At 53.4% G+C, this 17,057-nt stretch carries 19 protein-coding genes; 7 read left to right on the forward strand and 12 right to left on the reverse strand.

Going from position 1 to position 17,057, the window contains the following annotated elements; translation table 11 throughout:
* Positions 1-8: 8 nt before the first annotated feature.
* From flgK to flgB, 10 genes are all read right to left on the reverse strand, one after another.
* Positions 9-1,649 (reverse strand): flagellar hook-associated protein FlgK, encoded by a 1,641-nt coding sequence (gene flgK, locus JK216_RS11495; RefSeq protein ID WP_212711648.1) that lies wholly within the window; start codon positions 1,647-1,649, stop codon positions 9-11.
* A 101-nt stretch (positions 1,650-1,750) separates the two neighbouring features.
* Entirely contained in the window at positions 1,751-2,671 is a 921-nt protein-coding gene (gene flgJ / locus JK216_RS11500) for a flagellar assembly peptidoglycan hydrolase FlgJ (protein WP_212708721.1), read from the reverse strand.
* On the reverse strand, positions 2,671-3,780 hold the full coding sequence (locus tag JK216_RS11505; protein ID WP_249213102.1) for a flagellar basal body P-ring protein FlgI: 1,110 nt from the start codon (positions 3,778-3,780) through the stop codon (positions 2,671-2,673). The genes flgJ and JK216_RS11505 overlap by 1 nt, the downstream gene beginning before the upstream one ends.
* A 12-nt stretch (positions 3,781-3,792) precedes the next feature.
* Entirely contained in the window at positions 3,793-4,491 is a 699-nt protein-coding gene (locus tag JK216_RS11510; RefSeq protein ID WP_212711649.1) for a flagellar basal body L-ring protein FlgH, read from the reverse strand.
* Between the two features lie 59 nt (positions 4,492-4,550).
* Entirely contained in the window at positions 4,551-5,333 is a 783-nt protein-coding gene (flgG, locus tag JK216_RS11515) for a flagellar basal-body rod protein FlgG (protein ID WP_212708719.1), read from the reverse strand.
* A gap of 13 nt (positions 5,334-5,346) precedes the next feature.
* Entirely contained in the window at positions 5,347-6,105 is a 759-nt protein-coding gene (locus JK216_RS11520) for a flagellar basal body rod protein FlgF (RefSeq protein WP_212708718.1), read from the reverse strand.
* A 15-nt stretch (positions 6,106-6,120) separates the two neighbouring features.
* Positions 6,121-7,323, reverse strand: coding sequence for a flagellar hook protein FlgE (flgE, locus tag JK216_RS11525; protein WP_212710718.1), 1,203 nt, complete (start codon positions 7,321-7,323; stop codon positions 6,121-6,123).
* A 17-nt stretch (positions 7,324-7,340) separates the two neighbouring features.
* Positions 7,341-8,051: a flagellar hook assembly protein FlgD gene (locus JK216_RS11530; protein ID WP_212711650.1), complete on the reverse strand. Its 711-nt coding sequence runs from the start codon at positions 8,049-8,051 to the stop codon at positions 7,341-7,343.
* A gap of 14 nt (positions 8,052-8,065) precedes the next feature.
* Positions 8,066-8,470 carry a flagellar basal body rod protein FlgC gene (gene flgC, locus JK216_RS11535; protein ID WP_212711651.1) on the reverse strand — a complete coding sequence of 135 codons (405 nt, stop codon included), beginning with the start codon at positions 8,468-8,470 and terminating at the stop codon, positions 8,066-8,068.
* 9 nt (positions 8,471-8,479) lie between these two features.
* Complete coding sequence (flgB, locus tag JK216_RS11540; protein ID WP_212711652.1) at positions 8,480-8,890, reverse strand: flagellar basal body rod protein FlgB; 411 nt, start codon at positions 8,888-8,890, stop codon at positions 8,480-8,482.
* A gap of 154 nt (positions 8,891-9,044) precedes the next feature.
* Here flgB and flgA point away from each other — a divergent pair, with 154 nt between their 5' ends.
* From flgA to flgN, 3 genes are all read left to right on the forward strand, one after another.
* A complete protein-coding gene (gene flgA / locus JK216_RS11545; RefSeq protein ID WP_212710715.1) occupies positions 9,045-9,701 on the forward strand; it encodes a flagellar basal body P-ring formation chaperone FlgA in 657 nt (218 codons plus the stop codon).
* 101 nt (positions 9,702-9,802) lie between these two features.
* Positions 9,803-10,099, forward strand: a complete 297-nt coding sequence (gene flgM, locus JK216_RS11550) for a flagellar biosynthesis anti-sigma factor FlgM (protein WP_212711653.1) — start codon at positions 9,803-9,805, stop codon at positions 10,097-10,099.
* Positions 10,083-10,508 (forward strand): flagellar export chaperone FlgN, encoded by a 426-nt coding sequence (gene flgN, locus JK216_RS11555; protein WP_212708711.1) that lies wholly within the window; start codon positions 10,083-10,085, stop codon positions 10,506-10,508. Before flgM ends, flgN begins: the two co-directional genes overlap by 17 nt.
* 105 nt (positions 10,509-10,613) lie before the next feature.
* Here the strand turns inward: flgN and murJ are convergent, their stop codons facing one another.
* Both murJ and rimJ read right to left on the reverse strand, forming a co-directional pair.
* Positions 10,614-12,152: a murein biosynthesis integral membrane protein MurJ gene (gene murJ, locus JK216_RS11560; RefSeq protein ID WP_212708710.1), complete on the reverse strand. Its 1,539-nt coding sequence runs from the start codon at positions 12,150-12,152 to the stop codon at positions 10,614-10,616.
* 144 nt (positions 12,153-12,296) lie between these two features.
* Positions 12,297-12,887 carry a ribosomal protein S5-alanine N-acetyltransferase gene (rimJ, locus tag JK216_RS11565; protein WP_212708709.1) on the reverse strand — a complete coding sequence of 197 codons (591 nt, stop codon included), beginning with the start codon at positions 12,885-12,887 and terminating at the stop codon, positions 12,297-12,299.
* Positions 12,888-13,163: 276 nt separating this feature from the next.
* Between rimJ and JK216_RS11570 the strand changes: the two genes are divergently transcribed.
* The 4 genes from JK216_RS11570 to solA all read left to right on the forward strand — a co-directional run bounded on the left by JK216_RS11570 (position 13,164) and on the right by solA (position 16,821).
* Complete coding sequence (locus JK216_RS11570; protein WP_212708708.1) at positions 13,164-13,727, forward strand: lipoprotein; 564 nt, start codon at positions 13,164-13,166, stop codon at positions 13,725-13,727.
* A gap of 122 nt (positions 13,728-13,849) precedes the next feature.
* A complete protein-coding gene (gene pyrC / locus JK216_RS11575; protein WP_212708707.1) occupies positions 13,850-14,896 on the forward strand; it encodes a dihydroorotase in 1,047 nt (348 codons plus the stop codon).
* A gap of 445 nt (positions 14,897-15,341) precedes the next feature.
* Positions 15,342-15,596 carry a biofilm formation regulator BssS gene (gene bssS, locus JK216_RS11580; protein ID WP_212708706.1) on the forward strand — a complete coding sequence of 85 codons (255 nt, stop codon included), beginning with the start codon at positions 15,342-15,344 and terminating at the stop codon, positions 15,594-15,596.
* 106 nt (positions 15,597-15,702) lie between these two features.
* Positions 15,703-16,821: an N-methyl-L-tryptophan oxidase gene (gene solA, locus JK216_RS11585; RefSeq protein ID WP_212711654.1), complete on the forward strand. Its 1,119-nt coding sequence runs from the start codon at positions 15,703-15,705 to the stop codon at positions 16,819-16,821.
* The last annotated feature ends 236 nt before the right edge of the window (positions 16,822-17,057 follow it).

The raw sequence follows: 17,057 nt of genomic DNA on the forward strand, positions 1-17,057 counted from the left end.
ATTCGCTATCAGTTAGTAATACTCATTAATGAATTAAATAAGGTATCGGCCGTTTGCAGTACTTTGGTATTAGCAATGTAGTATTGCTGGTACTGGGTCAGCATGGCGTATTCTTCATCAAGATTGACCCCGGAAACCGACTGCTGTCGCTGAGTCAGTTGATCAACCACCAGCTGCCGGGTTGTACAGCTGCTCTGCAGGCTGCCGGTTTTATTGCCCACATAGCTGACCATCGATGCGTACGCCCGGGTCAGCGTTTCTCTGCCTCCGACCATTTGTTCATCCTGCAGTGCCAGCATGGCACTGGCATTCCGGTTATCACTGGCCCCTCCGGGCTCTGAGGCTGCCGCTATCTGCGAACCGTCATCAATAGCCACCGCAAAGTCATGGGTCGCTTCACTGACCGGTTTGAGCAAAAAACTGTCTTTTTCTGCCGGAGAGCCGCTGACCGCAACATCCAGCCCGTCGAATGACAGATGCTGCGTCCCGTTGTCAGTGCTGACTTTCGGCGTTATGACCTGGTTGTCCGACAACCGGGTGACGGTCCATTGTCCCCGCGAATAAGCGACACGATAATCGGAGGCCTGCAGCGCAGTAGTGTCCGAATAGCTGGCGCTGAGTGTCGCCTGTGACGTATTTTTACTGTTACTGAATACCACCGGTGAACCGACGGAAAAAAAGTCACCGCCTTCATTACCTTCACTATCGAATCCCTGATGCTGTACCTGATTCATTCGGCTGGCAAAGGTGACACTGATCTGTCCTAACCGGTTCTTAACTGTTTCCAGGTCTTCACTGCGAAATTTCAGCAGCCCGGCCAGCGACCCGCCGGTAAAAAGTTTATCCGGCAGTTCAACATCTCCCGCCATTTTATCCGTATATCCCGGCACCCGCAGTGTAGGATCGGCGGCCGAAGCTATGGCTTTCATCTCCGTGGACTGATCACCATTCACCAGGCTCAGTCCGTTCGGCAGCGAGACCACCATATTGCCGTCCTGCATTGATACATTTACCGCAGTGATATTATTCAGATCACTGACCAGTTGATCGCGCTGATCAAGTAAATTATTCGGTGCTTCTCCGCTGGCAGAAAGGCGGCCAATTTGTTTATTCAGTGCCGCAATCTGGCGGGCATCATTGTTAATGGCACTGATCGAATCACTGATCTGGTTATTGGTCGCCGATTGCAGATTATCCAGATATTGTTGCAGGGTTCTCAGTTGTCCGGCCAGTGACTGTGCACCGCTGAACATTGCCTGGCGTGCCGCAGGATCTTCGGCACTGTCGATAACATTCTGGACGTTTTTAAAAAAAGCCTGAAATGAGTCAGACAGATCGTTACCATCCATCGTCATTAAATTATCGATCCCGGAGATCTGAGTAAACTGGCTGTTAGCCGCACTGTTTTGCGCACTGGCCTGACGTAACTGCTGGCTGACCAGCTCATCATATTGTCGTTGCACACCATCCACCCTGACACCATTCCCATACCAGCCATTACCACTCAGCGTACTGTTTGCCTGCGCCAGTAACACCTGTTGCCGGTTATAGCCGGGTACCGTGTAGTTACTGATATTGACACTGGTTATATTGAGCGCAGACTGAGCAGCACTCAGTCCGCTCATGGCTGAATTAATCAGAGCTGACATATTTCTCTCCGCAAGCTGGTTTCATCTCAGGCCGTTAACCGGCCTTATCTGTGAGTATCTGTCTGAGTTATCGGTTATCCGGCGGGGAACTTGACGATGATTTAAAATAAATGACTCAGATCGTGAGCGGCTGTTTTATCAGCAATCTCTTTCAACTGACGGATTACGGTAATCAGTTTCGCGGCATAAGCCGGGTCTGTGGCATAACCCGCTGTCTGTAAAGCCTGTGCGCCTGATTCTGCCGAAGGCGCGGCCGTGACCTGGCGATAACGCGGGTTTTCCGTCAGTAACCGTGCATAGTCTTCCAGGGCTTCCCGGTAAGAGTGATATACCCTGAAGTTATCAGTGCGCCTTTCGGCACGTCCCTGCTGGTATTCGGTGGTCACCACCGGCGTCGTTTCACCGCCCCAGTCAGCCCCCGCTTTAATACCGAACAGATTAAAACTCGGCAGCCCGTTACTGCGCAGTATCTCTCGCCGTCCCCAGCCGGTTTCCAGAGCCGCCTGGGCAAGAATCAGATGATGCGGTATACCGCTGCGCAGGCTCACCTGACTGGCAGGCTGTGATAAGCGTTGTAAAAACGCCCCCATCGATGCCGAAGGTGCAGGCAATACGGCAAGTGCCTGACCTGCCTGCTGCCGGAGTGCCGTCCCCCGGAGCAGCGCAGCCACCCGTTCGCTCCCCAGAGGCATAGGGACCGTTCCCGCCCGCTGATCCACCGCAGGTGCTGGCTGTATTTGTTGTGCGATAAGTTCAGCCATGCCCAGACCACGGTTTCCCGCCATTTGGGCGATTTGCTGATCGTATAAAGACGTAAATAACCGGCTCTGTTCACTGCCAAATAACGGATCTTTTGGTAAAGCCTCACGCATGCTTTTCAGCATCAGTTGCATAAACAGACTTTCCACCTGGCGGGCAACTGCCATCGCCTGCTGGCGGGGGTGGGCGGCGGCGGCACGTTTTAGCTTATCCAGCGCATTGCTGTCATAGGCCAGTTCGTTCAGAGGATCCCTGACCCGCATCAGATAATCTCCAGCCGTGCCCGTAAACAACCGGCAGACTGCATCGCCTGCAGTATCGACATCAGTTCGGTGGGCCTCGCCCCGAGGGTGTTCAGTGCGTGGATCACACTGTTCAGGCTGGCACTGGCCTGTACATGCTGTAGTGCCCCCCCCTGTTGCCGCATATCAATCTGTGTCTGGTTAGTAACCACCGTTTGTCCGCCAGTCAGTGGCGTATTTGGCTGACTGACCTGTTGCTGTTGATTAATAGTGACCGACAAACTCCCCTGAGCCACTGCACAGGTACTCAGTTCAACCTCACGGTTCATCACTACCGAACCGGTACGCGAATTAATAATTACCCGCGCATCTTCGACAGGCACGGTCACATCCAGATTCTGGATCGCCGCCAGCAGCTGTACCTGTGATGTCTGGGACGGGGAAACTTTTATCCGGACCGAGCTGCTGTCCTGAGGTGCGGCGGCCGGGTAACCCGTAAAGCGGTTAATCGCATCGGCAATACGCTGAGCGGTGGTAAAGTCCTGCTGATTAAGCTGCAATACCAGCTGATTGCGGGTACCAAAATCATCCGGTAACTCACGTTCGACAATCCCCCCGCCACTGATGCGCCCGCCGTTCAGCTGATTGACCTGTACACTGCTGCCCCCGGCCTGGGCCCCCGCGCCGCCAACCAGAATATTCCCCTGGGCCAGGGCATACACCTGATTGTCAGCGCCTTTCAGGGGGGTCAGTAATAAGGTCCCGCCCCGCAGGCTTTTGGCATTCCCCATTGACGAAACCACCACATCAATGGTTTTCCCCTGGCGGGCAAAAGGCGGCAGGGTCGCGGTCACCATTACCGCCGCGACATTTTTTAGCTGAATATTGGTTCCGCCGGGCACAGTGATCCCCAGCTGTGACAACATATTGCTCATGGTCTGGGTGGTAAACGGCGTCTGCGTGGTCTGGTCCCCTGTGCCATCCAGTCCGACGGCCAGCCCGTAACCAATCAGCTGGTTCGCCCGCACACCCTGCACTGAGGTCAGGTCACGTATCCTTTCCGCACTGGCGGGCAGGCAAAGCGCGACCAGAATTAACCCGCCGCTGATCCAGCGAAATATGACTGACATTTGTCTTGCCTCTTACATAGGGGAAATATTCAGAAAGAACCGTTGTAACCAGCCCATTTGCTGTGTTTCGTTGATATAACCGTTTCCGACATACTCAATACGGGCATCAGCCACCGAGGTGGAGATAACGGAGTTACTGGCATTGATTGTGCGGGGATTAACCACTCCGGAGAAACGGATAAATTCGGTCCCCTGATTAATCGCAATTTGTTTTTCACCCACCACTTTAAGGTTGCCATTGGTCAGCACCTTATCCACCGTCACAGTGATGGTGCCCGTAAAGGTGTTATTCGCGCTGGCTCCGCCTTTACCGTTAAAATCATTGCCACCGGTGCCATCAAAGCTGGTTTTATCGCCGCCCAGTAATCCGTTAAGAAAACGCGGAGTGGTCGCCAGACCAAAGTTACTGCTCGCTTTACGGCTGGCATTGCTGGACGAACTTTTGCTGGCACTGACGTTTTCCTGCAACACAATGGTCAGGGTATCGCCAATATTGCGCGGCCGCCGGTCTTCAAATAATGGCTGGTAGCCGTAGCTGAGGGGAGCAACCCCCTGAAAAATTGAACCATCGGCCAGCGGACTCCCCGTATCCGGTGGTTCAGCACTGGTACTCCCTTTCACCAGCGGGGTCTGAGGGATCAGCGCACAGCCAGCCATTAGCAGCAACAGCGCGGCCAGCCCCGTGGGGTACAGAACAGACTTCACTACCATGTCACTACCTTTTCAGACGCAATTCTGACCGGAACGATCCGCCGGTCTGCCGGATACATTTACAGCTGAGTCAGACGCTGTAACATCTGGTCAGAAGTACTGATAGCTTTACTGTTAATTTCGTAGGCTCGCTGTGTCTGGATCATCGATACCAGTTCTTCAGCGACATTGACGTTTGAGGTTTCCACATAGCCCTGATACAACAACCCCGCCCCGTTCTGCCCGGGGGTACTTTCTGTGGGAGCGCCTGATGCCTGGGTTTCCTGATACAGGTTTTCGCCTTTACTCTCCAGACCGGCATCATTTACAAAGGTATTCAGCGTCAGCTGCCCCACCTGTGTCGCCTGCGTCTGGCCCGGCTGGGTAACACTCACCACTCCGTCACGGGAGATAGTAATACTCAGGGCATTGGCCGGGATCGTAATCCCCGGCTGCACCTGGAAACCGGCATTGTTGACCAGTTGTCCGTTCTGATCGACCTGAAAGGAACCATCACGGGTATAAGCCGAACTCCCGTCGGGCAGCAGTACCTGAAAATAGCCTTGCCCGTTGATCGCAATATCCTTGGCATTATCCGTTTTGGACAAGTTTCCCTGTGAATGCAGACGCTCGGTGGTTACCGGCCGGACCCCGGTACCGATTTGCAGGCCTGAGGGTAAAGTATCCTGTTCAGAAGACTGGGTTCCCGGCTGACGTAACGTTTGATAGAGAAGATCCTCAAAAACAGCACGGGAGCGTTTGAAGCCGTTAGTACTGACATTGGCCAGGTTATTGGAAATAACATCCATATTGGTCTGCTGTGCATCCAGCCCGGTTTTTGCAATCCATAAAGAACGTATCATGCTGTCGTTTCCCTTAACTGTTTAATGACAGTAGCTGATTCGCTTTCTGTTCATTCTGATCAACGCTGCTAATCTCTTTCATCTGCATTTCGAACTGCCTTGCCTGACCGATCAGCGACACCATCGCTTCTGCCGGATTCACATTACTGCCTTCCAGTACCCCGGGCATGACCCGCAGATTCGGATCCTCCGCTAATACCGGCCCTGACTGCTGCTGCACCTGTCGCGAAGGCCGGAAAAAACCGTCATCAGAACGTACCAGGGTGGCCGGCCCGCCGGAAACCAGCTTCAGTCTGGCAACCTGAACCGTCGCATTGGGTTGATCACCGGGATTTAAGGCGGTAATAGATCCATCGGCGGCAATCGTCAGTTTTGCATTTTGCGGCAGGGCGATCGGTCCGTCCTCCCCCATCACCGGATGCCCGGCGATAGTGAGCATTCCCTGAGGATCCAGTTGCATATTGCCGTTGCGGGTATAGGCCTCACTGCCATCGGCCATACGGATGGCCAGCCAGGCATCCGGCTCTGTGGCGACATCCAGCGGACGTTCCGTATAATCCAGCTTCCCGGCAGACATATCTGCCCCCGGGGTAGACGCGGTCACCAGGATGCGGGTCGGCAATGACGGCCCGTTCACCGGAACGGCACGAAAAGCACTGAGCTGGGCCCTGAAACCGGGGGTGGAAACATTGGCCAGGTTCGCCGTGGTGACCGCCTGCATGGCCAGTGTCTGGCTGGCCCCGCCCATCGCCGTATAAATGGCATGATCCATAATGCAGTCCTCCGGCTATCGCAGGTTCACCAGGGTGTTCAGGATCTGATCCTGGGTTTTGATCGTCTGAGCGTTAGACTGATAGTTACGTTGCGCAACAATCATATTTACCAGTTCTTTACTCATATCGACGTTTGAGGCTTCAAGGGCTCCGGCGGTCATTGACCCGAGGTTACCGGTCCCCGGCACACCAATCATCGGCTGACCGGAAGCACTGGTCTCTGACCAGACATTATCACCGTCCGGCTGCAAGCCTTCCGGATTAGCAAATCCGGACAAGACAATTTGCCCGAGTAACTGTGTTTTCTGGTTAGAATAGGTCCCGGTAATGGTGCCATCATCATTCACCTTATAGCCGGTCAGATCACCGGGGGCGAACCCGTCCTGTACCGGACTGCCGAACGTACTGGCCCCCGTATTCTGTTGCATACTGTTCTGCATATTCAGGGTGATCGACTGGTTAGCCGCCGCCCCGTTACTGCCCTGGATCACCAGGGTTTGCTGAGGGTTGCTGGTCAGCATACCATTTTCATCGAATGACATAGCGAAAGATGCCGATGCCTGACCGGTCGAGGAATCGAGAGGATTCACTGTCCACTGGTTATCCGCGTCTTTAACAAAATAAAGATCCAGCTGATGCTGATTCCCCTGCGAGTCAAAAACTGTGACGGTACTTTTGGCATTAAAACTGTCGACGTTGGTCGGATCGAACGGCGTTACAGTCGGTACAGCATCCGTCGAGTTAAGGTTAGCCACCAGTGCTGCTTTACTGGTGGCATTGGCCTGCATCTGGGTATCAGGGATCGACAGCGGACCAGGATTCGCACCGGTCTGGATCACCGCCGGAATACCACTGGCCGGGTACCCGCTGACATTCAGCCCGGCGGTATTGACCAGATTACGATTGGCATCCAGCGCGAACTGGCCGTTACGCGAATAATAAACATTACCGTTCTGATCCGTAAGGCGAAAAAAACCGTTACCGCTCAGAGCGACATCCAGGGCCCGGCCGGTAGAGGTCGTCGCGCCGTCACCAAAGTCCTGAATGACTTTTGCCACTTTAGTCCCCAGCCCGACCTGTGACGCTGCGAACATATCGGCAAATGCCGTGGCAGACGATTTAAAACCGGATGTCGCAGAGTTAGCAATATTATTACCAATAACATCCAGATTTGCCGACGCGGCATTGAGACCGCTGACAGCCTGTGAAAATGACATAATGACTCCTGACTGAGTTAAAGGATCTGCCGTATCTGATCGAGGGTCGCGGTGCCATAGGCCCCCAGATTCAATACCGCTGCATTACCGTTTCCTGCCGGGGTAACCCCGTAAACACGGGCATAATTAAGGCTGGTCACATCCACCGGCGCATTATCGTTACTGGCACTGATGGTGACCTGATACTTCCCTTCTTCTGCCGGACTGCCATCGTCACGATTACCATCCCACTGGAAGGTATGTACTCCGGGATCCATACTGCCAAGGTCCAGAGTAGCGATAGCATTACCACTGCTGTCAGTAATGGTGGCGACTGCATCGCTGACACTGGCTGGCGCATCGACGCCAAACGGTGTGGTTGTGATACTGCCGTCTCCGGAAGAGGTATCTTTACCTGCCAGTACCGCACTGCCTGGCAGCATCACGCCATGACCGATCAGTAACGTATTTTCCATCGACTGGCTGGTGTTGATCTGTCCTGAAATCGCCCCCAGAGTGCTGTTAAGTTGCTCTATACCACTGAGGGTATTGATTTGTGCCAGCTGGGAGGTCAGCTGACTGTTATCCATCGGGTTGGTCGGATCCTGATTTTTCAGCTGGGCAATCAGTAACGTCATAAACTGATTTTGCAGATCAGCCGCGCTGTTACCGTTATCTGTGCTGCTGTTACTGTCACGCAGTAAAGGGGGTCTGCTGCGCATATCTCCGACTGTTACAGTTATGCTCATAACACTCTCTCCGGTTACTGACCGAGGGTCAGTGTTTTCATCATCAGGCTTTTGACCGTATTCATCACTTCGATATTGGCCTGATAGCTGCGCGATGCAGAAATAGTGTTCACCGTTTCTGCCACCACATCGACGTTCGGCATACGGATATAGCCTTGCTGATCGGCTAGCGGATCACCCGGCGCATACACCAGCCTGAATGGTGAAGGATCATTCACCACCCCGGCCACATGTACCCCGCCGATACCGGACGGGTAGCCGCCATCGGTGCGGAAGATCACCTGTTTGGCACGGTATGGCTGTCCGTCAGGCCCTGTGCGGCTATCCGCATTGGCCAGGTTACTGGCACTGACATTCAGCCGCTGGGACTGGGCACTCAGTGCCGACCCGGAAATATCAAAAATACTGAACAGGCTCATACAATCCGCTTATCCCTGTAATACGCTGATCATTTGTTTAATCCGGCCTGACAGCATCGTCAGATCGGTCTGATATTTGACACTGTTATCCGCAAACTGAACCCGTTCCCGATCCATATCTACCGTGTTGCCGTCAGCCGCTGGCTGATCGGGCACCCGATACAACAGCCGGGTGTCGGCGGGCGGATGACCCTGTGCAGCAATGTGCCGCCCGGAGGTCAGGGTGAGGGCCAGTGGCTGGTCGCCTTGCTGCCCGCGGGAAACTGCTTTTTTCAGCTGTGAAGAAAAATCGATATCCCGTGCCTGATAACCCGGGGTATCTGCATTAGCAATGTTTGCGGCCAGTATTGTTTGTCGCTGCTGACGCAGGCTGAGCACCTGGCGGGCAAAACCAAGTTCCGTATCCAGTCTGTCGGACATAAGTGTCTCCGGTCAGGAAGGTATGACATGCAGAATACGGGAATGCAGTGGCGGGAAATCGACAGAATAGCCGAAAAAAATGTCACCAGTTTAGCGTTTGAGAATCACCGGGGAGATGTAAAATTAACTGAAATTACAAACAATTAGAAATAATATGTCTAAAAAAATGCTGTTTTTATTACTGCTTATTACCCCACTGTTCAGCCTGGCAAGTCCCCTGCAACAGCAGCTGACGCAGTTTTTCCGGCAACGGGAACCGCAATATGCCGGGCAGATGCAGGCGGTCATTATTACCCCCCGCCAGGGCTGGCCGGTCTGTTCCCGGCCGGTATTCAGTTTACCCGGTAACAGCCGCCGCTGGGGGAAAATGACCGTGGCAGCCCGCTGTGGCCCGCGAAAGAATTTTCTGCAAACTGAATTACAGGTTACCGGCAATTATTATGTTGCAGCACAACAAATTCCCCGTGGGGGCCTGGTCACGCAACAACTGTTATCCCGCTGCTACGGAAGGCTGGATACCCTGCCAGCACGGTCGCTGCTGGTACCGTCGCAGACATTACCTGCCATTGCCTTACAAACTCTGCAACCCGGGAAAGTGATTATCCGGACACAGTTACGTCAGCCCTGGCAGGTAACAAGCGGTGATCAGGTACAGGTGAGCCTGTATGGCAACGGATTCAGTGTCGGCACTGCCGGTACAGCACTGAACAACGCAACCGCAGGCAATGAAGTCAGAGTCAGAACGCTGAATGGTCAGATCATTATCGCAACTGTTGATAGTCACGGGCTGTTATCCGTAAAAATCAACTAACACAAAGCAGGCCATAAGGTTTCAGGGGCAAATGCCGATAATCCGGATATCCTGCCTGAGTTGTCAGGCGAACAGAATAATCCAGCAGCGGAGTCACGTTTATGAGCATCGACAAAACACGGGCCAGCGGGCTTATCCCTCAGGCAGAACAACAGCCATCAGCCGGCATACGTCTTCAGGACAAACTGTCACTGTCCGGTACTGCGGCCCCCGCTGCCAGGGTAAACCTGAGCCGGGTACCACAATTACTGCATAACACCAGTCAGGGGGATATCCGTCAGTCAAAGGTTAATGATCTCCGGCAGGCAATTGCCGACGGACATTACCACACTGATAGCCGGATAATTGCTAACGGGATCGCTGACAGCCTGAGGGTGGAGCATGATGACGCAGACTAATCCGCAGCAAGCGTTATTGATAATCGTGCAGAACATGCAGCAGGTTTTATCGTCACTGCAACTGATGATGGAAACAGAGCAACAGGAACTGATGGCAGCACATCCTGACAGTTACCGGCTGCAGAGCCTGACAGAAGATAAGCAGGCGGCCCTGAATACTTTAAGTTATCTCGATTTACGGCTGGCGGAGGCCGGTCAGCAGCACAGTTTACAGGCCCCCTATACGGACTGCGGACCGTTAGCCGACTTGTGGCAGGCGGTTTGCCGGCAACTTTGTGTGCTACAGCAGGCCAACCAGCATACGGGCTTGCTGCTGCAACAACAACTTCGCTGGACACAACAGGCTTTATCCGTCTTGTCTCCCCTGAGTCAGCGGCCCTTTTACGGACCGGATGGCTATGCTGAGTGATATATAAACGCAGATGCCGGCTCTGCCGGAGACAGGGTAACTTCCGATAAAAGTTACCCTGTCAGTGATCACTGCTTTCCTGAGAGTCCGGCCGTGGCCCGCTGATCAGGTCACACTGCGCCGGGCGAAGTCTTTGACACGGAATCCCATTATCGCGAGGCTGCCAAAGTACACCAGCCCGCCGACGGCACAGACTCCGGTCAGCCGCAGGATCCGCCACACCATTTCGCCTTCCCCCCACGATGGCATGTATTGCAGCAGGGTATAGAGGACTGCCCCCATAATAACCACCGATAAAATCAGTCGGGAAAGAAAACCGGCCCAGCCCGGCTGTGGATGAAAAATTTTCTTTTTGCGTAATTGCCAGAATAACAGTCCGGCATTCAGACAGGCCGCCAGCCCGATGGATAAAGATAAACCGGCATGTTTCAGGGGACCAATAAATGCCAGATTCATCACCTGAGTCGATAACAGGGTGAAAATAGCAATTTTTACCGGTGTTTTAATATCCTGCCGGGAATAGAAGCCCGGAGCCAGCACCTTCACCACGATCAGTCCTACCAGCCCGACCGCATAAGCAACCAGCGCATGCTGAGTCATCAGGGCATCAAATGCCGTAAACTTACCATACTGGAACAGAGCTGAAGTCAATGGCCCGGCAAGGATACCTATTGCCACTGAACTGGGGATCGCCAGCAACAGGCACAGGCGCAGCCCCCAGTCCATCAGGTTGGAATATTCCTGGTGATTACCGCTGGCAAAACTGCGGGACAGTGACGGTAACAGAATCGTCCCCAGGGCAACCCCCAGCACTCCCGAAGGAAATTCCATCAGCCGGTCAGCGTAATACATCCAGGACACGGAGCCGGATACCAGAAATGAAGCAAAAATAGTATTGATAATCAGAGAGATCTGGCTGACGGAGACTCCGAGGATCGCCGGCCCCATCTGACGTAATACCCGCCATACCCCGGCATCGTGCAGATTGATCCGCGGTAATACCAGCATACCTATCTTACGTAAATGGGGCAGCTGATAACCCAGTTGCAGTACCCCGCCGACTACAACCGCCCAGGCCAGTGCCATCACATGAGGGTGAAACCAGGGGGCAGCAAACAGCGCAAAGCCGATCATGCTGACATTCAGCAAGGTCGGGGCAAAGGCCGGTACCGAAAAACGGTTCCAGGTATTGAGTACCGCACCAATCAGCGATGCCAGAGAGATCAGTAAGATATATGGAAAGGTTACCCGCAGTAACGCGGTGGTTAACGCAAATTTATCCGCCGTATCAGCAAAACCGGGGGCCGTAATATAAATGACCCACGGGGCTGCCAGCATCCCCAGGATTGTCACTACCGCCAGCACCAGTGTCAGTAAACCCGCGACATACGACACAAAAATACGTGAGGCCTCTTCACCCTGAGTATTTTTATACTCGGCCAGAATAGGCACAAAGGCCTGTGAAAATGCACCTTCGGCAAATATACGGCGCAACAGATTGGGAAGTTTAAACGCCACAAAAAAAGCATCGGTCGCCATCCCGGCACCAAATACCCGCGCCACAATGGCATCGCGGGCAAAACCCAGCACGCGGGAAAACAAGGTCATTGAACTGACCGCAGCCAGTGATTTAAGCAAATTCATAAGTGTTCAGACATCCTGCAATTTCGACATTTATAGCCCGGAACGGTGATCTGCTCCCCGGCCATTGGCACACAGTTTCTGTAGGCGGGCATAGTCTATCGGCGCTGGTAAAAATCACCAGCAGTGTTTGTTACAAGGCGTAATTCAGCAATACTTATCAGCACTGCCATCCTCACGAGTCAGTGCCGTCAGAACATGATCTTCCCAGACACCATTAATCAGCAGATATTGCCGTGCATACCCTTCTTTCTCAAAACCCAGCCGTGCCAGCAGATTTCCGCTGCGCTGATTCCGCGGCATATAATTGGCCATTATCCGGTGGATCTTATGTTGCCGCTGCATATAACGAATGGCCGCCTGTAACGCTTCCTGCATCAGCCCTTGCCCCTGCCATTTTTCCCCCAGCGAATAACCGAGATAGCAGGCATAAAAACAGCCGCGTACCACATTACTGAAATTGGCCACGCCCATTACTTCCTGTTCCGAGGGGTCCAGCAGAATAAAGTAATAGGCTGCCCCCTGACGCTGCTGCTCTGTCATCACCGATAACCGGGCCTGCCAGCCGGACGCCTGGAAATAGCTTTGATCACGGATAGGTTCCCACGGCATTAAGTAGGCACGGTTACCGGCATAATAGTCTGCCATTCGCCATGCATCGCGATCATTCACCAGCCGGACCACCATCCGGTCAGTCGTCAGACTCACGCGGGAAGATGCTGTACGGTATCCAAACATAAAGACTCCCTGACTAATGAACAGATTGTTCCGTGTCCGGTTTGCTCCGGACGGACTGCTGATTATGTTAATACCAGCGGCTTATTTATCCCATTAAAAACACACTTATTTTCTGCTGACTGTCGCGAAATCGTTGTCGCACACGGGTAATTTTCAGCCACTGTTGCCGGAAGTAACTGGCAGAGAAGGAGGCAGGGACACGGGATGACACCCGGCAGTAACTCAGGCAGAATACTCCCCGGCCCGCAAGGATCTTACCGGTAAGTTGAGGAATATATGCGTAAATTGTTTATCTGCCTGTCACTTTTATTCACTGCCCTGCTGCTCACAGGCTGTGACCACCTGACACAATACACCATCAGCGAGCAACAGGTGAACAACGCGCTGAAAAAACACGATAACTATCAGAAAGATATCGGGGTTAACGGGCTGGCCAGCGCGCATATTGTCCTGACTGACTTACAATCAGCTATCGGCAGGGAAGAACCGAATAAAATGACGCTCTCCGGCACTGCCGATATACAGTTACAATCACTGTTTGGTCAGCAGGACGCCCGGGTGAGCCTGAAAATGAAAGCACAGCCGGTCTTTGATCCACAACAGTCAGCTATCTACCTGCAGGATCTGCAAATCACCGACTCACAGGTCAGCCCGGATAAGCTCCGTTCTGTTGTCACTGCCCTGATGCCGGTTCTGAACCAGTCATTGCAGGAGTATTTTAAGAATCATCCGGCCTATGTGCTAAGTGCGGACCGCAGTACTGCCGAAGGGCTGGCAAAAAAACTGGCCAAAGGTCTGGAAGTGAAACCCGGCGAACTGGTGATTTCCCTGACCCGCTAACCGGCGACTGACTGCCAAAAATCAGCGCAAAAAACAAGTGCAATCCGGCCGCGGGGGCTTTATCCTTAGTCCCCGGTAAAAACCCCCGCAAACGTTTACTCTTTTACGCCGGAGCCTGATGCATGACTGTTCACCCAGATAAGATCACTTTACGCCGTCCCGATGACTGGCATATCCATTTACGTGACGATGAAATGCTGAACACCGTCCTGCCATATACCAGCGAGGTGTATGGCCGCGCAATAGTCATGCCAAACCTTGTCCCGCCGGTAACCACCGTCAGCGCAGCCATTGCTTACCGTGACCGTATCATGGCGGCCCGCCCTGCCGGGCATAGTTTTCAGCCACTGATGACCTGCTACCTGACCGACTCGCTGGATCCGGACGAAATCGAAACCGGTTTTCGCAATAAAGTATTCACTGCTGCCAAGCTGTATCCGGCACATGCCACCACCAACTCCAGCCACGGGGTCACCAGTATCGGACATATTGCCTCCGTGCTGGATCGTATGCAGTCGCTGGGGATGCCGCTGTTAATCCACGGCGAAGTGACCGACTCACATGTGGATATTTTCGACCGTGAAGCACGTTTTATTGAACAGGTATTAATCCCGCTGCGCAGCCAGTTCCCGGCCCTGCGGGTGGTGCTGGAACACATTACCACCAAAGATGCGGCTGACTATGTCAGTGCCGGTGATCAACACCTGGCAGCAACGATTACTCCGCAACATCTGATGTTTAACCGTAACCATATGCTGAGTGGCGGCATTCGCCCGCACCTGTACTGTCTGCCGATCCTGAAACGTAATATTCATCAGGAAGCGTTGCGTCAGGTGGTTGCCAGTGGTCATCCGCGCTTTTTCCTCGGCACTGATACGGCACCACACCTGCGCCACCGTAAAGAAAGCAGTTGCGGATGTGCGGGAGTCTTTAATGCCCCGAGTGCACTGTCGGCCTACGCTACCGTATTTGAAGAACTGGATGCACTGCAACATCTCGAAGCTTTCTGCTCCGTCAACGGGCCGCAGTTTTATGGGTTACCGGTCAACGAAGATACAGTGACCCTGCTACGCCAGCCATGGACGGTTCCTGAAACGATAGCTGCCGGAGATGATGTTATTGTTCCCTTCCTCGCCGGCCAGACACTGAACTGGACGGTAGCGCCCTGATCAGCCGTTGCCTTAGCAGAGATATTACTGTATACGTATACAGTAATATCTGCCTGCAGCCCCCTTACTGTGGACAGTCAGTCATGTTTCACTGCCACACAAGGTGGCAGTGAAACGGTGGTTAAGCGTTGATACGCCACCGGGTGTCGCCATCCGGTTTTTTTATTCGGCTTTACTGACCCGTAGCCTGTAGTAATCGCCTGCGACCCGGCCCGGCCCGGCAACAATATGGTGCAGGTCAACCCTGTACTCTTGCCGCGAGAGCCCTGTCAGGGGACACAGCCCGGTTTGAGCGGGCTGTTTTTCTGCCATCCCCCGCAATATTTTATTGCGTTTCTGCCAGTTTTCAGGATACATGTTATAATTATATTGCCTTGCAATTTTTTACACAGGCTGGAGCTAAACCTCAATATACACGTCGTTTCACGAGTAATCAGGGGGTTTTATGGATAGAGAGAAAGATGTCATTCAGACCCATTCACTGGTCGGCTGGGATATCAGCACCGTTGATGTCTATGATGCAATGATGATCCGCCTGCATTCATTATCGTCGATGCAACAGAAAGAAGAAGAAGCGGATATAGGACCGACCTACTGGCTGACCACTGATGTGGCGCGGCAGTTTATATCGATACTGGAAGCCGGTATTGCCAAAATAGAGTCAGCCGAAGACCGGCCCCTCCATCCGTTAAAACATTAGTCTCTGCTCCCTCGTCAGCAGGCACCCGACCGGGTGCCTTTATTTTTGCTATCATTCAGGGCTCTGTTATCCTGTTTATCCGCACTGTCTCAGGGGGTTAACGGGAATGATTTACGATTTAATAATTGCCGGCAGTGGCTCTGCCGGTGCAGCGGCCGGTTATTACGCCAGCCGTGCAGGACTGAATGTATTGATGATTGATGCTCACCATCCTCCCCATAAACAGGGGGCACACCATGGCACCAGCCGCCTGATCCGTTATGCCTATGGCGAAGGTGAAAAATATGTTCCCCTGCTGCTGCGCAGTAAGGCACTGTGGCAGGAATTTGAACAAACCGCCGGGGTTAAGCTGTTACATCCCTGTGGTGTATTAAATGCCGGTCCCCGCGGTTCGGGGTTTATGGAAAATATCAGGACCAGTGCACAACGCTGGTCACTGAATACAGAGACCCTGACTGCAAAGCAGGTACAGCAACGCTGGCCTGAAATTACCCTGCCTGAACACTTCTGTGCCGTTTACGAACAGGATGCCGGTTATCTTTCTGCCGAAAGTGCGGTAGAACACTGGATCCGGCTGGCGAGGGAACAGGGGTGCGGCCAGCTGTTTAATTGCCCCGTCACTGCCATCGGCCGGCAGGATGGTCTGCAAAAAGTCACCACTGCCGAAGGTGAGTACTTCGGGCGCAAGCTGCTGGTCAGTTCCGGCAGCACAGTGCAGACTCTGTTGCCCGGATTACCTGTCACCCCGATACGCAAAGTATTTTCCTGGTTTCAGGCTGACGGGCGCTATAGTGAAAACAACCATTTCCCGGGGTTCAGTATCGAACTGGACGACGGCAGCCAGTACTACGGATTTCCGGCACAGGACAATGCTCTGAAAGCCGGACGCCATGACGGCGGACAACCCTTATCCCTGAATCAGCCCCGCCCGCCCTTTGGCAGTATCGCCCGGGATGGCAGCGAGTGTTTCGCTTTTCTGCGCCAGTGTCTGAGTGGTGTGGGTGGCTGTCTGTATGGCGAGTCCTGCAGTTATGATATGTCGCCGGATGAAGATTTTATTATTGATACTCTGCCGGATACCCCGGATTGTCTGGTGATCACCGGGCTAAGCGGCCATGGCTTTAAGTTTTCTCCGGTGTTAGGCGAAATTGCCTGCCATTTTGCTACTCAGGGACAGTTACCCGACTCAGTAAAACCTTTTTCTCTGCAGCGCTTCACTGGCTGAGTGCGTTACCCTGCTGCCGCTCTGGCGCAGGGTAATTGTAACAAACCAATTCATTCCTGCGGCCCTGCGGGCTGTTTATTTTACCCTGCGCGGGTCTGTACCCCGGGCTGGCCCGGTTTCCCGGTCACGAAGGCTCTTTTCTGCCGGTACCTCCGCCAGTCTGTGGTTGTAATAATATTGTCATAACTGCCTTATAGGATTCTGGCTGCTTTTACCATGATGAATCTATTAAGGTT

It is taken from the genome of Tatumella sp. JGM94 (genome assembly GCF_018257595.1).
GTDB lineage: Bacteria > Pseudomonadota > Gammaproteobacteria > Enterobacterales > Enterobacteriaceae > Tatumella > Tatumella punctata.

Excerpts from the sequence above, each read along its gene's own strand:
- flgK (WP_212711648.1), bottom strand. The coding sequence starts at position 1,649 with ATGTCAGCTCTGATTAATTCAGCCATGAGCGGACTGAGTGCTGCTCAG.
- flgJ (WP_212708721.1), bottom strand. The coding sequence starts at position 2,671 with ATGCGGGTCAGGGATCCTCTGAACGAACTGGCCTATGACAGCAATGCG.
- JK216_RS11505 (WP_249213102.1), bottom strand. The coding sequence starts at position 3,780 with ATGTCAGTCATATTTCGCTGGATCAGCGGCGGGTTAATTCTGGTCGCG.
- JK216_RS11510 (WP_212711649.1), bottom strand. The coding sequence starts at position 4,491 with ATGGTAGTGAAGTCTGTTCTGTACCCCACGGGGCTGGCCGCGCTGTTG.
- flgG (WP_212708719.1), bottom strand. The coding sequence starts at position 5,333 with ATGATACGTTCTTTATGGATTGCAAAAACCGGGCTGGATGCACAGCAG.
- JK216_RS11520 (WP_212708718.1), bottom strand. The coding sequence starts at position 6,105 with ATGGATCATGCCATTTATACGGCGATGGGCGGGGCCAGCCAGACACTG.
- flgE (WP_212710718.1), bottom strand. The coding sequence starts at position 7,323 with ATGTCATTTTCACAGGCTGTCAGCGGTCTCAATGCCGCGTCGGCAAAT.
- JK216_RS11530 (WP_212711650.1), bottom strand. The coding sequence starts at position 8,051 with ATGAGCATAACTGTAACAGTCGGAGATATGCGCAGCAGACCCCCTTTA.
- flgC (WP_212711651.1), bottom strand. The coding sequence starts at position 8,470 with ATGAGCCTGTTCAGTATTTTTGATATTTCCGGGTCGGCACTGAGTGCC.
- flgB (WP_212711652.1), bottom strand. The coding sequence starts at position 8,890 with ATGTCCGACAGACTGGATACGGAACTTGGTTTTGCCCGCCAGGTGCTC.
- flgA (WP_212710715.1), top strand. The coding sequence starts at position 9,045 with ATGTCTAAAAAAATGCTGTTTTTATTACTGCTTATTACCCCACTGTTC.
- flgM (WP_212711653.1), top strand. The coding sequence starts at position 9,803 with ATGAGCATCGACAAAACACGGGCCAGCGGGCTTATCCCTCAGGCAGAA.
- flgN (WP_212708711.1), top strand. The coding sequence starts at position 10,083 with ATGATGACGCAGACTAATCCGCAGCAAGCGTTATTGATAATCGTGCAG.
- murJ (WP_212708710.1), bottom strand. The coding sequence starts at position 12,152 with ATGAATTTGCTTAAATCACTGGCTGCGGTCAGTTCAATGACCTTGTTT.
- rimJ (WP_212708709.1), bottom strand. The coding sequence starts at position 12,887 with ATGTTTGGATACCGTACAGCATCTTCCCGCGTGAGTCTGACGACTGAC.
- JK216_RS11570 (WP_212708708.1), top strand. The coding sequence starts at position 13,164 with ATGCGTAAATTGTTTATCTGCCTGTCACTTTTATTCACTGCCCTGCTG.
- pyrC (WP_212708707.1), top strand. The coding sequence starts at position 13,850 with ATGACTGTTCACCCAGATAAGATCACTTTACGCCGTCCCGATGACTGG.
- bssS (WP_212708706.1), top strand. The coding sequence starts at position 15,342 with ATGGATAGAGAGAAAGATGTCATTCAGACCCATTCACTGGTCGGCTGG.
- solA (WP_212711654.1), top strand. The coding sequence starts at position 15,703 with ATGATTTACGATTTAATAATTGCCGGCAGTGGCTCTGCCGGTGCAGCG.